The sequence below is a fragment of the Streptomyces sp. NPDC088706 genome (genome assembly GCF_044752765.1).
In the GTDB taxonomy this organism is placed as follows: Bacteria; Actinomycetota; Actinomycetes; order Streptomycetales; family Streptomycetaceae; genus Streptomyces.
This window is the reverse complement of record NZ_JBIVLW010000014.1, coordinates 1-12,079: the sequence shown is the minus strand read 5'-3', so window position 1 is coordinate 12,079 and position 12,079 is coordinate 1. Positions and strand designations below refer to the sequence as shown.

Below are 12,079 nucleotides of genomic sequence, written 5' to 3'. Positions count from 1 at the left end.
CGTGATGTTGAAGGTGTGCGAGACCAGCCCGCCCGCGACCCCCATGAAGAGGAAGGAAGCCGTCCCGGGTTCGGTCAGATCACCCGGGGGCCGACCCCGACGTCGGTCAGCAGGGTCCCGGCCGGGGTGCCCGGCCCGGGCCGCCCCGCCTCGGGCCGTCAGACCCGCGCCGGTGCCTTCTCCGGGGAGCCGGGGTCCGTGGGGCCGCCGGGCGCGTCCGGGGCTGTTGCGGAATGCGGGCCCCCCGTCGCCGCCACCGTCGACGGGGCCGGGTCCTGGGAGACGTTGAACTCGGTCAGCAGGTCCTTGCTGAAGCCGAAGGCGTACGTGGCGACGAACCCGGCCACGTACCCGACGAGCAGGCCGCCCGCGTAGACGGCGATCGTCGAGCCCAGGCCGTGGTTGCCGTCCAGGAGAGGGAACAGTGCCCAGCCGGAGGGGCCGATGGCGGTCGAGCCGACCGTGTCGCCGAGCTGGTTGAACAGGCCGACGAAGCCGCCGCCGAACGCGCCGCCCACGCACGCCGTGACGAAGGGGCGGCCCAGGGGGAGCGACACACCGTAGATCAGGGGCTCGCCGACGCCCAGCAGGCCCGCCGGGAGCGCGGACCTGATGGTGCGGCGGATCGACTCGTTGCGGGGGAGGCGGACGTAGACGGCCATGGCCGCGCCGACCTGGCCCGCCCCGGCCATGGCGAGGATCGGAAGCAGGACCGTGTAGCCCTGCTGCTCGATCAGCGTGGTGTGGATCGGGATCAGCGCCTGGTGCAGGCCCAGCATGACCAGGGGGAGGAACAGGCCGCCCAGGACGAAGCCCGCGCCCGCGCCGCCGTTGGAGAGCAGCCAGTCGGCGAACGTACCGATCGCCGAGGACACCTCGCCCGCCACGTACATCAGGCCGAAGACGGTCACCAGGCCGGAGACCAGCACCGTCAGCGTCGGGGTGACCAGGACGTCCAGCGCCTCCGGCACCCAGCGCCGGCACCACTTCTCCACGTACACCGCCAGCACCGCGGCCCCCAGCGCGCCGAGCACACCGCCCTGGCCGGGTGAGAGCGTCTGGCCGAAGGCGTCGATGTTCGCCACGCCCGGGAAGACGATGATCGCCGCCACCGCACCGCCCAGGATCGGCGTACCGCCGAACTCCTTCGCCGTGTTGTAGCCCACGAACACCGCGATCAGCGCCAGGAAGCCGGACGCCATCGCCGCCAGGGCCGGCGTCACGGCGGGCAGCCACCCCAGGTTCACCAGCAGCCCGTTGAGGCCCGCGATGATCCCGCAGCCGATGAGGGCCGGGATCAGCGGCACGAAGATGTCGGCGATCCTGCGCAGGAACAGCTTGAAGGGGGTGGCGTTCTTCGTCTTCCGCTGTGCCTTGATCGCCGCGCCCTGCGCCGCCGGCTCCTCGGCGGAGACGGAGGCCGTTCCCGGTTCGGGGGTGGCCACGCGGCCTTCCTCGACCAGCTGCTCGAACTCCGGCGTGACCCGCGCGACGGTGCCCGGACCCAGCACGATCTGGTACGTGTCGTCCTCGACCACGCCCATCACGGCGGGCACCGCCCTCAGCGCCTCGTCGTCGACGAGGGACCGGTCGCGCAGACCCAGGCGGAGCCGGGTCATGCAGTGGGCGACGGAGCTGATGTTCGCGGCGCCACCGACGAGCGGAAGGATCGCGGCGGCGGTGGCGCGGTTCTTGTCTTCTGTGGCCATGGTGCTCGGTGCCTTGCTGTGCGGGGCGTGGGGGCCCGGGGGTGGGTCAGGTGGTGCGTACGGCCGCGAGGGCGGCGCGGAGGTGGCCCTCCGACCCGGTCAGGAGCCGGGCGGCGGTGGGGGCGTCGACCTGGCCGAGGACGACCAGGATCGCGTTCTTGACCTCGCCGTCGGTGGCGGCGAGCGCGGCCTCGATCTCGGCGTCGGAGGCGCCGGTGGCGAGGGAGACGATGTGCCGGGAGCGGGCCCGCAGCTTCTCGTTGGAGGCGCGGACGTCGACCATGAGATTCCCGTACGTCTTGCCGAGCCGGATCATGGTGATCGTCGAGATCATGTTGAGGACGAGCTTCTGGGCCGTGCCCGCCTTCAGCCGGGTCGAGCCGGTGAGCAGCTCGGGGCCGGTGACGACCTCCAGGCCGTGTTCGGCGGCGGCGGCGAGCGCCGAGCCCGCGTTGCAGGAGAGCCCGACGGTCAGCGCGCCCTGTGCGCGGGCGTGTTCGACGGCGCCGATCGCGTACGGCGTGCGGCCGGAGGCGGAGATCCCGACCACCGTGTCGTCGGCGCTCACCTTCAGCGCGTCCAGGTCGGCGGCGGCCAGCTCCTTGCTGTCCTCGGCCCCCTCGACCGCCTTCACCATGGCGGTCGGGCCGCCCGCGATCAGGCCGACGACCTCGGAAGGGTCGGTGTTGAAGGTGGGCGGGCACTCGCTCGCGTCCAGCACCCCGAGGCGTCCCGCCGTGCCCGCGCCCGCGTAGATCAGCCGGCCGCCGCGGGCCATGCGCTCGGCGGCGGCGTCGATCGCGGCGCTGATCTGCGGCAGCCGCTCGGCGACGGCGGCGGGGACGGTGGCGTCCTCGCCGTTCATGATCCGCGCGATCTCCGCCGTGGCCAGCCGGTCGATCTCGGCGAACTCGGGGCGGAAGGCCTCGGTGGTGAGCGTGGCCAGCTGGGCGCGGAGCTCGCCGTAGCCCTCGGGGGAGGCGGGAGTGTCGGTGGTGGAGGTCATGGAGGGCGGCTCTGCTTTCTCGGTCTCGTACGCGTACGGGTGGTGCGGGCGGTTCGGGTGGTGCGCGGCCCGTTCCGGGGCCGGGGAGGTCAGCGGGCGCGCGGGCTGTGGCGGTGGGCTAGTGCTTCGTAGGAGGCGGCGAGGGCGGGCGCGGCCGTCTCGTACGTGCGCTGGGCCACGCCTATGAACAGGCAGTCCACGACCAGGAGCTGGCTCGTCCGGCTCGACATGGCGGCGGGGCGCAGCTCGCTCTCGCGCGCGGTGGACGTGGTGAGCACATGGTCGGCGTACTGCGATACGGGCCCGTCGGGCCGCCCGGTGATGGCGACCGTCGTCGCCCCCCGGTCGAAGGCGACCCGCAGCGGCTCGATGACGTCACCGGTCGAGCCCGAGTGCGTGATCGCTATGGCCACATCGCCCGAACGCAGCTGCACGGCGTTGGTCACCGCGAGGTGCGGGTCGGTGTGGGCGTGGGCTATCAGACCGATCCGGAGCAGCTTCTGCGCCAGGTCCTGCCCGACGAGGGAGGAGGCCCCCACACCGTAGACGTCGATGCGGCGGGCGGTCGACGCGGCGGCCACGGCGGCGCCCAGCTGCACGGTGTCCAGCCCGGCGGCGGTGTCCGCGAGGGTCTGCTGCTCGTCGAAGGCGAGCTTGGCGACCACCTCGGCGATCGGGTCGTCCACCGCGATGTCCGCCGTGACGGCGGGCGACCGTCCCGACTCCTGGTGCGCGGCGAGCCCGGCCAGCGCGAGGCGCAGGTCCCGGTAGCCGGGGTAGCCGAGCAGGCGGGCGGTGCGGACGACGGTGGCCTCACTGGTGCCGGTGCGCTCGGCGAGACCGGTGACGGTGAGGGCGGCACACCCGGCCGGGTCGCCGGCGACGGCTTCGGCCACCAGCTGCATGGAGCGGGTCATGGAGGGCGCGAGCGTGCGCACCTTCGCGGCGAGGGCCGCGGGGGCGGGCGGGGAGTCGCCGCTGAAAATTTCCTTCACGTCTTGGGTCACATCTGAAAGATATTTTCAACCCTGGGAGCCCGTCAACCCCCTCGCCGCCCCGTGGTCCCTGCCTCGGGAAGTGCCCTTCCCTGCCGGGCGCACAATGGGGGCATGGAGCTGAACCCCCTGGAGCGGGCACTGCACACCGCCCGCGCGCTGGTCATGGCCGATCTCGTCGCGGGCGACGTGGCCGAGGCGGAAGTCGTCTCGCTCGTCGAGGATGCCGTGACCCACCGCCGGTGGTGGGTCGAGCAGTGGCCCGAGGGTGCGGAGTTCGTCGCCGGGCTGGTCGCCCAGGACGTGCAGGACGCCCTGCTGGAGAAGTACGGGCGGTGGCCGCTGTGCCCCGCCTGCGCCGAGGGCGAGCCGCACGCGCTGGACGTCGAGCCGGAGCTCGGGCCCGACCCGCACTGGGTGTGCGTCAAGGTGGCGGTGGCCGTCGCGCCGGTGGGGGCGCTCGGCGAGGTACTGCGGCGGTGACCCTCTACATCGACCCGCCCACCTGGCCCGGACACGGCCGCCTCTGGTCGCACCTGGTCAGTGACGTGTCGTTCGAGGAGCTGCACGCCTTCGCGGCCGGGATCGGCTGCCCGCCACGCGCCTTCGAGCGCGACCACTACGACGTACCGGAGGCGCACTACGTGGACGCCGTACGGGCAGGTGCGCGGGAGGTCGGCTCGAAGGAGCTGGTGCGGCGGCTCACCGCCGCCGGGCTGCGGCGGCCCAAGGGGCGGGCGGCGCCGGGGTAGGCCGAGGGGGGCCGGGTATTGGGCGGCCGCCGGGAAGCGGGCCGCCCGCCCCGGCCTAGGAGAGTGCGCCGTCGTAGTCGGGGAGCTTGAAGCTGCGTTCGGCGTGGCCGCCGACGATGTCGGTGGTGTTGTTGCCGATGTTGGCGATGATCTTGTAGCCCTTCGCCTCGATCTCAGCCCGCTGCTCGGTCTTGTAGGCGCTGACCTCCTCGAAGAGGTCGGGCAGGCTCCGCACGTACAGCCCGTCGACCGGGTAGCCGGCCTTCTTCAGGTTCCAGTCCGTGAGCGAGTGGATGATGCCCGGCCGGGCGGTGACGAAGAAGACGGCCACGCCGCGGGTGTCGGCGTAGCGGGCCAGGTCGCGGACGTCCCGGACAGCGGGGGTGGGCAGCTCCCAGAACGGGTGGAAGTGCGTCTCCAGCGCGGTGTTGTCGATGTCGAGGACGATGGCCTGCTTCTCGCCGCCCGCGCTCCCCGTACGGGACTCGATCCAGGGGCGCGCCTCGCCGACGACGGCCGCGACCTCCTGCCGCCAGACGTTGTAGTCGACTCGCGCGGCGAGGGCGTCCGCAGCGGCCGGGGTGGCGGGTACGGCCGGGGTGGCGGTGGGCGGGGTGGCGGGTACGGCCGGGGTGGCGGTGGCCGGTGCGTTCGTACGGGCGGGGGCCGTCTCCGTCGCGTCGGCCGAGGTGACGGGGACCGCGACGAGGGCGAAGGCCGCGGCCAGTGCCGCAGCCGTGCGCTGGATGGTGGCGCCTGCATGCATGGGGACTCCTGGTGGGGAACCTGCCAATGGCCCGTACGCCGCGTTCGGGCGACGGGTTGTCATGCTCGCGCTCAATAATGACGTGCGGGTGGCCGTGCGACTACTGGTCGGTAGCGGCTTTTTCGGCTGCCGTTCGTCCGCTCGGTGGGAATCGGCCGGGCAGGTGGCCGGAAGACCGGGCGGGTGGCCGGAAAGGCGGGTGTGTTGGCCGGATGTGCCGGGTCACGCGCTCGGCGACACCGCGGAATCCGCCCGTGCCGCCGATCCCGTGGATCCCGGTCGCACCGCACGGCCCGGGTTCGCCGCACTCCCCGTGCCGGTGGCCGTGCTCTTGGCGATCAGCCGCGACCGGGCCCGGCAGCCCCCGCCACCGCCGCGCTGCAGTCGCAGCGACACCGCCACGGCCGCCAGGGCCAGGACCGTCATCGCCGCGCCCGCCCAGGCCGTCGCCGCGAAACCGAAGTCCGCGTCGATCACCGTGCCGCCCAGCCAGGGTCCGCTCGTGTTGCCCAGGTTGAACGCGGCCGTCGTCGTGGCACCGGCCAGCGTCGGGGCGGCACCCGCCACGTTGAACATCCGGGCGTTGAGCGCCGGGGCCGTGAAGAAGGCGGACAGGCCCAGCAGGAACGCCAGCACGACGACCGCGACCTGGCTGGAGGCGAACAGGGCCAGCGCCGCCAGGAACACCGTGGACGCCGTGATGCCGCCCAGCAGCACCCCGAACAGGTGCGCGTCCGCGACCCGGCCGCCGATCATCGTGCCGATCAGCGCGCCGATCCCGAACAGACCCAGAATCCACGGCACCCAGCCCGAGTCCAGACCCGCCACGTCCGTCAGCAGCGGCGCCAGATAGCTGAAGGCGCAGAACACCCCGCCCGCCGCGAGCGCGGTGATCACGATCGCCAGCCGGACCTGCCGGTCGCGGTAGATCGCCAGCTCCCGCCTGAGCTCCGGCTTCCGCTCCGGCAGCGGGATGTGCGGGATGCGCGTGACGACCCCGAGCAGCGCCACCGCCGACGCCACGCCCACCGCCCAGAACGCCGACCGCCAGCCGAAGTGCTCGCCGAGGAAGGCGCCCATCGGCACGCCCAACACGTTGGCGATCGACAGCCCGCCGATCATCACGGCCATCGCCCGGGCGCGCGCGTTCACCGGGACCATGGCGATGGCCACTGCCGCCCCGACCGCCCAGAAACCCGCGCAGGCGAGCGCGCTCACCACGCGGGAGGCGAAGAGCACCTCGTACGTCGGAGCCAGCGCGCCCGCGACCTGCCCGAGGCCGAAGACCGAGATCAGCGCGATCAGGGTCGTGCGGCGCGGCAGCCGCAGCGTGGCAACGGCGAGCAGCGGGGCGCCGACCACCATGCCGATGGCGAAGGCGGATATGAGGAGTCCGGCCTGCGGGATCGAGACGTTCATGTCGTCGGCGATCGGCGGCAGCAGGCCCGACAGCATGAACTCACTGGTGCCGAGAGCGAAGACCGAGAGGCCGAGGACATATACGGCCAGCGGCATGGGCGTGCGGCGGCGTGAGGTGGAGTCGGGCATGACACCTCGGAACACCGGAGAACGTGCCCGCATTCCCCCGGCAGCCGGCAGCCGGCAGCCCGCAGCCCGCGCCGGCCCACCCGCCATCCCCTTGCCCCTCGCCCCCTCGCCCGCTCGGCCCTTCACCTGCCACCGGGTCACGGGGGGCCCCGACCACCCTCCGCCCCCCCGCCCGATCGCCCGGACCCCTGCCACCGGGTCACGGGGCCCCGGTCACCCTGCCGCCCGGTCACCCGGTCACCGTGGGTCGGACGACCCCAGCAGCTCCAGTTCCGTCGCCAGGTTGTGCCGGGCGCGCGCCTCCCACTCGGCGGCCCCGTGCGGCGTACGGAACAGCCTCGGCAGCGCCAGGAGCTGCCGCAGCACCGCCGCCCGGCCGGCCCGGAACGCCTCGTCGGGGACGAACCCGTACTCCTCCCGTACCTGCGCCGCATAGGCCGCGTACTCCTGCGGGCTGCCCGCCAGGACCGCCAGGTCCGCGTCGCACAGCACCTCGCCGTTGCGGTCCCCCTCGGCCGGGTCGTGCGTCACGGTGAGCCGGACCAGCCGGGCGACCTCCGCCGTCACCGCCTCCGCCACCCCCGCCTCGGGCAGCGCCCGCTCGGCGAGGGCGGCGCTGCGCTCCTCGTTCTCCGTGCGGTCGGGGCGGTAGACCGCGTCGTGGAACCACGCGGCCAGGCGCACCGCGTGCACATCGACGGCGTACCCGGCGAGGGTGTCGATCCGGTCCAGCACCGCCGTCAGATGGGCGGTGGTGTGGTAGCGCCGCTGCGGCTCGGCCCAGCGGGCGAGGAGGTTCTCGGCGTACGGCAGGGGGTCGGGGCCGGACGCTCCGGAACGGGCGGCGAGGAGCGTGTCCCGCCAGCGGTCGGGCAGGGCGCGGATGTCGCGGGGGCGCGGACTGTCGGTCATGGGGCGACCTTAGAGGCCGGGCGCCTCGGGCCCCGTAGCCCGGGTCGCGGGGCGCCCCCTCCCGCTCGGCCCGGTCCGGCCTCGGGGGTCTGCGCCATATCCCGTACGGATTCGGGCATCGGGCCTCGGCCGCCACCCTCCCTGCGGTTGGCTGGAGCCATGACCACCACGGCCTCCGCCCCCGCCGCCCCCGTACGCGATCCCGAACTCCCCGGTCTGCTCCTGCGGACCGAGCGCGATGTGTTCCTCCCCTTGCTGCGCGCCACGCCCGAGCCCGCCTACGCGCTGCGCACCGCGTGCCCCGGCTGGACCGTCCGCCATGTCCTCGCGCACTGTGCCGCCGCGCTGACCAGGGTGGTCGAGGACCGGCTGGAGAAGGGGGTGTTCTCGCCCGAGTCCAACGAGCGGGACATCGCGGAGCGGGCCGGTCTGCCCCTGGCCGCGCTCCTGGACGAGCTGGAGCGCGGGATGACCGAGGCCGGTCCGGTGATCGCCGCCGGGGGCGGGAAGCTGGACGGGGTCGCGCTCGGCGAATGGGTGCACGCCGGTGACGTACGCGAGGCATGGGGTCTCGACGGGGCGTACGCCGGGCGCGGGCTGGGGTACGCCCTGGGCCTGCTGGAGGGTGTGGCGTACCGGAAGGAGCTGCCGCGGATCGTCGCCGGGGTGGCGGGGGAGGGGCCGCCCGGCTGGAAGGCGCCGCGCCCGATCGGCGTCCCCTCACCCGAGGGGCGGCCGGCGGGCCGGTACCAGGGCGACGGGCCCACCCTGATCCGGCTGTACGCCGGCCGGCCTCTGGTGGGCACCCGGTACGAACTCCACGGCGTACGGGAGGACGAGCTGCGTCTCTTCGACCAGCCACCGAAGCTGGACGGCTGAGGGCTGGACGGCCGAGGGCTGGACCTGAGAGGCGGCAGGTGGTGTCGCGAGCGCCGGGCCGGGCCTTCCGTCCCTCGGACCGCCCTTGTCGCCCCGGGGCGCAGTCAATAGCGTGCACGCGTGAAGATGGATCTGAACGCGGACCTCGGCGAGGGCTTCGGCCGCTGGACCCTGACCGACGACGAGGCGCTCCTCGCCTGCGTCACCAGCGCCAACGTGGCGTGCGGCTTCCACGCGGGCGATGCCTCGGTCATGCGGCGGGTCTGCGACGCGGCGGCGGCGGGCGGCGTACGGATCGGGGCCCAGGTCTCCTACCGGGACCTGGCCGGGTTCGGGCGCCGGTCGATGGACGTGCCGCCCGGCGAACTCACCGCCGAGATCGCCTACCAGATCGGCGCCCTGCGGGTGTTCGCCGAAGCGGCCGGGTCCACCGTCTCGTACGTCAAACCGCACGGCGCCCTCTACAACCGGACCGTCCGCGACGAGGAGCAGGCCGCCGCCGTCGTCGCGGGCGTCCGGCTCGCGGGCGGCGGCCTCGCCGTCCTCGGGCTGCCCGGCTCCCACCTGCTCGCCCACGCCGCCGCCGCCGGGCTGCCCGCCGTGGAGGAGGCCTTCGCCGACCGCGCCTACACCGCGCGGGGCACCCTGGTCCCCCGCGGCGAACCGGGTGCGGTGGTGCACGACGCCGACGACGTCGTACGCCGCGGTGTCGGCATGGCGCTCGACGGGGCGGTCACCGCGGCGGACGGCAGCCGGGTCCCCGTCGAGGCGCGCTCGCTCTGCGTCCACGGCGACACCCCGGGCGCCGCGGCCCTCGCGCGCCGGGTGCGGGCCGCCCTGGAGGAAGCGGGCGTGCTGGTGGAGGCGTTCACGTGAGCCAGGGGGACGGCGGCGGTACGGCGGCGGGGGAGGGGGCGCGAAAGGTACGGGTGCTGCCCGCCGGGCCGCACGCCCTCCTCGTCGAACTGGCCGACGGCGAACACGCCGAGGCCTTCCACGCCGAGCTCCTCCGCCGCCGCGAGCGGGGCGCACTCCCCGGCGTACGCGAGATCGTCCCCGGCGCCCGGACCGTCCTGCTCGACGGCATCGAGGAGCGCGGAAGCAGTGGTGGCCGGGTGCCCACCGCCCGCGACCGGCTCGCGCGCGATCTCCTCTCCTGGCCCGTACCGCCCCCGCACCGCGAGGTGGGTGACGCCGTCGAGATCCCCGTCGTGTACGACGGCCCCGACCTGTCGGAGGTCGCCGCGCTCTGGGGCGTCGGTGCCGACGAGGTGTCCGGCCTGCACTCCCGTACCGCGTTCCGGGTGGCCTTCTGCGGGTTCGCGCCCGGGTTCGGCTATCTGACAGGGTTGCCCGAGCACCTGCACGTGCCCCGGCGTGCGACCCCGCGAACGAAGGTTCCGGCCGGGGCCTTGGCCCTCGCCGGGCCGTACACCGGGGTATACCCGCGCCCCTCGCCCGGCGGCTGGCAGCTCATCGGGCGGATGGTGGACCCCGGGGCCCTGTGGGACCCGGGCAGGGAGCCGGCGGCGCTGCTCGGGCCCGGGACCGCGGTGCGGTTCGTCCCGGTGGCCCCCGTGCCCCCGTCCCGTGCGGAGGTGCCCTCGGCCCCGTCCCGTGCGGAGGTGCCCTCGGTCCCGTCCCGTGCGGAGGCGGCCTCGGCCCCGTCCCGTGCGGAGGCGCCCCAGGCCCCGTCCCGTGCGGAGGCGCCCCAGGCCCCGTCCCGTGCGGAGGCATCCGGATGACCTCCGCGCGGGGGGCCGCCGCCCTCCACGTCGTCCGACCCGGCGCCCTCACCACCGTCCAGGACGCCGGCCGCCCCGGCTGGGCGCACCTCGGCGTCGGGCGGGCCGGGGCACTGGACGCGCCCGCCGCCCGGCTGGCCAACCGGCTGGCGGGCAACCGGCCGGGCGCCGCCGTCCTGGAGACCACCGTCACCGGGTGCGCCGTCCGCCCCGACCGGGCCGTGGTGGCCGTCGTCGGCGGTGCGGCGAGCCGGGTGACCGTCGACGGGCGGCCCGTGGCGTGGGGCGCGCCCGTGCGGGTTCCGGCGGGCGCGGTGCTGGACGTGGGCGCCGCGGTGAGCGGGGTGCGCGGCTACCTGGCGTTCACGGGCGGCCTGGCGCCGGAACCGGTGCTGGGCAGCCGCTCGGCCGATCTCCTCTCCGGCCTGGGCCCGGCCCCGCTGCGCGAGGGCGACACGCTGCCCCTGGGCGAACCGGCCGGGGAGCCGCCGACCTGCGAAGGCCCCGTGCCCTGGCCCGGCGCCCCCGCCGAGCTGGTGCTGCCCCTCCATCTCGGCCCGCGCCACGCGTGGTTCACGGCCGCCGCGCTGCGTACGCTCACCACCGCGGCCTACCGGGTCTCCCCGCACAGCAACCGCATCGGCCTGCGCACCGAAGGACCGGCCCTGGAGCGGGCACGCGACGGCGAACTGCCCAGCGAGGGCGTGGTGCTGGGGGCGATCCAGGTGCCCCCGGACGGCCGGCCCGTCGTCTTCCTCAACGACCATCCGACGACCGGCGGTTACCCGGTCGTCGGTGTCGTACCGGAAACCGCCCTCGCCGTGGCGGCGCAGGCGGTTCCGGGAACGCGGGTGCGGTTCGTACGGGCGTGAGAAGCGACTCCCAGCGGCCCCTCACGCGCCCTTGAAGCCGCGCAGCCGCAGCGAGTTGCCGACCACGAACACCGAGGAGAACGCCATCGCGGCCCCGGCGATCATCGGATTGAGCAGCCCCGCGGCGGCCAGGGGCAACGCCCCGACGTTGTAGGCGAAGGCCCAGAACAGGTTCGTCCGGATCGTGGAGAGGGTGCGGCGCGAGAGCCGGATGGCGTCGGCGGCGACCCGCAGGTCCCCCCGTACGAGGGTGAGGTCACCGGCCTCGATCGCGGCATCCGTCCCCGTCCCCATGGCCAGGCCCAGGTCGGCCTGGGCGAGGGCGGCGGCGTCGTTGACCCCGTCGCCGACCATGGCCACGCTCCGGCCCTCCCCCTGGAGGCGCTTGACGACGTCCACCTTGTCCTCGGGCATGACCTCGGCGTACACCTGATCGGGGGCAATGCCGACCTCGGCCGCGACCGCCTCGGCGACGGCCCTGTTGTCGCCGGTGAGGAGGATCGGGGTGAGCCCCAGGGCGCGCAGCCGCTCGACGGCCTCGGCGCTGGTGTCCTTCACCGCGTCCGCGACCTCCAGGACCGCCCGCGCCTCCCCGTCCCACGCGACCGTGATGGCTGTACGCCCCGCGCCCTCGGCCTCCGCCTTGGCCCGGGCCAGCCCGTCCGGCAGGTGGATCTCCCACTCACCCAGCAACCGCTCCCGGCCGACGAGGACGGCGTGCCCCTCGACGACGCCCTGGACGCCGAGTCCGGGGATGTTGGCGAAGTCCTCGGGGGTGGGGAGGGTGGTTCCCAGGCGGTCGGTTGCGCCCGCTGCCACGGCTTGGGCGATCGGGTGCTCGGAGGAGTGTTCCAGTGCACCGGCCAGCCGCAGGACGTCGTCCTCGTCCGTGCCT

The 12,079-nt window shown here is 74.7% G+C and carries 13 protein-coding genes; 6 read left to right on the top strand and 7 right to left on the bottom strand.

The genetic code is table 11. The annotated features are described in order from the left end of the window. Positions 1-158 precede the first annotated feature (158 nt). The 3 genes from ACIQAK_RS25550 to ACIQAK_RS25540 all read right to left on the bottom strand — a co-directional run bounded on the left by ACIQAK_RS25550 (position 159) and on the right by ACIQAK_RS25540 (position 3,722). Positions 159-1,709: a PTS transporter subunit EIIC gene (locus tag ACIQAK_RS25550; RefSeq protein ID WP_366391590.1), complete on the bottom strand. Its 1,551-nt coding sequence runs from the start codon at positions 1,707-1,709 to the stop codon at positions 159-161. 46 nt (positions 1,710-1,755) lie between these two features. Further along, complete coding sequence (gene murQ, locus ACIQAK_RS25545) at positions 1,756-2,715, bottom strand: N-acetylmuramic acid 6-phosphate etherase (protein ID WP_366391591.1); 960 nt, start codon at positions 2,713-2,715, stop codon at positions 1,756-1,758. 89 nt (positions 2,716-2,804) lie between these two features. Then, a complete protein-coding gene (locus ACIQAK_RS25540) occupies positions 2,805-3,722 on the bottom strand; it encodes a MurR/RpiR family transcriptional regulator (protein ID WP_366391592.1) in 918 nt (305 codons plus the stop codon). Positions 3,723-3,824: 102 nt separating this feature from the next. Here ACIQAK_RS25540 and ACIQAK_RS25535 point away from each other — a divergent pair, with 102 nt between their 5' ends. Both ACIQAK_RS25535 and ACIQAK_RS25530 read left to right on the top strand, forming a co-directional pair. Then, a complete protein-coding gene (locus tag ACIQAK_RS25535) occupies positions 3,825-4,193 on the top strand; it encodes a hypothetical protein (RefSeq protein WP_366391593.1) in 369 nt (122 codons plus the stop codon). After that, the gene (locus tag ACIQAK_RS25530; protein ID WP_366391594.1) at positions 4,190-4,462 is read left to right on the top strand and encodes a DUF4031 domain-containing protein; all 273 of its coding nucleotides are present in this window, start codon (positions 4,190-4,192) and stop codon (positions 4,460-4,462) included. The genes ACIQAK_RS25535 and ACIQAK_RS25530 overlap by 4 nt, the downstream gene beginning before the upstream one ends. Before the next feature lie 55 nt (positions 4,463-4,517). Here ACIQAK_RS25530 and ACIQAK_RS25525 read toward each other — a convergent pair whose 3' ends face one another. The 3 genes from ACIQAK_RS25525 to ACIQAK_RS25515 form a co-directional block, all read right to left on the bottom strand. Beyond that, a complete protein-coding gene (locus ACIQAK_RS25525; RefSeq protein WP_366391595.1) occupies positions 4,518-5,228 on the bottom strand; it encodes an HAD family acid phosphatase in 711 nt (236 codons plus the stop codon). A 222-nt stretch (positions 5,229-5,450) separates the two neighbouring features. Then, a complete protein-coding gene (locus ACIQAK_RS25520) occupies positions 5,451-6,743 on the bottom strand; it encodes a Cmx/CmrA family chloramphenicol efflux MFS transporter (RefSeq protein ID WP_366391610.1) in 1,293 nt (430 codons plus the stop codon). Between the two features lie 270 nt (positions 6,744-7,013). Continuing rightward, a complete protein-coding gene (locus ACIQAK_RS25515; protein ID WP_366391596.1) occupies positions 7,014-7,688 on the bottom strand; it encodes a hypothetical protein in 675 nt (224 codons plus the stop codon). Between the two features lie 159 nt (positions 7,689-7,847). Here ACIQAK_RS25515 and ACIQAK_RS25510 point away from each other — a divergent pair, with 159 nt between their 5' ends. The 4 genes from ACIQAK_RS25510 (at position 7,848) to ACIQAK_RS25495 (ending at position 11,184) form a co-directional block, all read left to right on the top strand. Continuing rightward, the gene (locus tag ACIQAK_RS25510; RefSeq protein WP_366391597.1) at positions 7,848-8,567 is read left to right on the top strand and encodes a maleylpyruvate isomerase family mycothiol-dependent enzyme; all 720 of its coding nucleotides are present in this window, start codon (positions 7,848-7,850) and stop codon (positions 8,565-8,567) included. 126 nt (positions 8,568-8,693) lie between these two features. Further along, a complete protein-coding gene (locus tag ACIQAK_RS25505) occupies positions 8,694-9,443 on the top strand; it encodes a 5-oxoprolinase subunit PxpA (protein ID WP_366391611.1) in 750 nt (249 codons plus the stop codon). Next, the gene (locus tag ACIQAK_RS25500; RefSeq protein WP_366391598.1) at positions 9,440-10,312 is read left to right on the top strand and encodes a carboxyltransferase domain-containing protein; all 873 of its coding nucleotides are present in this window, start codon (positions 9,440-9,442) and stop codon (positions 10,310-10,312) included. Before ACIQAK_RS25505 ends, ACIQAK_RS25500 begins: the two co-directional genes overlap by 4 nt. After that, the gene (locus tag ACIQAK_RS25495; RefSeq protein WP_366391599.1) at positions 10,309-11,184 is read left to right on the top strand and encodes a biotin-dependent carboxyltransferase family protein; all 876 of its coding nucleotides are present in this window, start codon (positions 10,309-10,311) and stop codon (positions 11,182-11,184) included. Before ACIQAK_RS25500 ends, ACIQAK_RS25495 begins: the two co-directional genes overlap by 4 nt. Before the next feature lie 21 nt (positions 11,185-11,205). Here the strand turns inward: ACIQAK_RS25495 and ACIQAK_RS25490 are convergent. Continuing rightward, on the bottom strand, positions 11,206-12,079 hold an 874-nt coding region (locus tag ACIQAK_RS25490), incomplete at its 5' end, for an HAD-IC family P-type ATPase (protein WP_401849028.1).

Coding starts and splice junctions, on each gene's coding strand:
- ACIQAK_RS25525 (WP_366391595.1), bottom strand. CDS start 5,228: ATGCATGCAGGCGCCACCATCCAGCGCACGGCTGCGGCACTGGCCGCG.
- murQ (WP_366391591.1), bottom strand. CDS start 2,715: ATGACCTCCACCACCGACACTCCCGCCTCCCCCGAGGGCTACGGCGAG.
- ACIQAK_RS25550 (WP_366391590.1), bottom strand. CDS start 1,709: ATGGCCACAGAAGACAAGAACCGCGCCACCGCCGCCGCGATCCTTCCG.
- ACIQAK_RS25505 (WP_366391611.1), top strand. CDS start 8,694: ATGGATCTGAACGCGGACCTCGGCGAGGGCTTCGGCCGCTGGACCCTG.
- ACIQAK_RS25495 (WP_366391599.1), top strand. CDS start 10,309: ATGACCTCCGCGCGGGGGGCCGCCGCCCTCCACGTCGTCCGACCCGGC.
- ACIQAK_RS25515 (WP_366391596.1), bottom strand. CDS start 7,688: ATGACCGACAGTCCGCGCCCCCGCGACATCCGCGCCCTGCCCGACCGC.
- ACIQAK_RS25510 (WP_366391597.1), top strand. CDS start 7,848: ATGACCACCACGGCCTCCGCCCCCGCCGCCCCCGTACGCGATCCCGAA.
- ACIQAK_RS25520 (WP_366391610.1), bottom strand. CDS start 6,743: ATGCCGCTGGCCGTATATGTCCTCGGCCTCTCGGTCTTCGCTCTCGGC.
- ACIQAK_RS25535 (WP_366391593.1), top strand. CDS start 3,825: ATGGAGCTGAACCCCCTGGAGCGGGCACTGCACACCGCCCGCGCGCTG.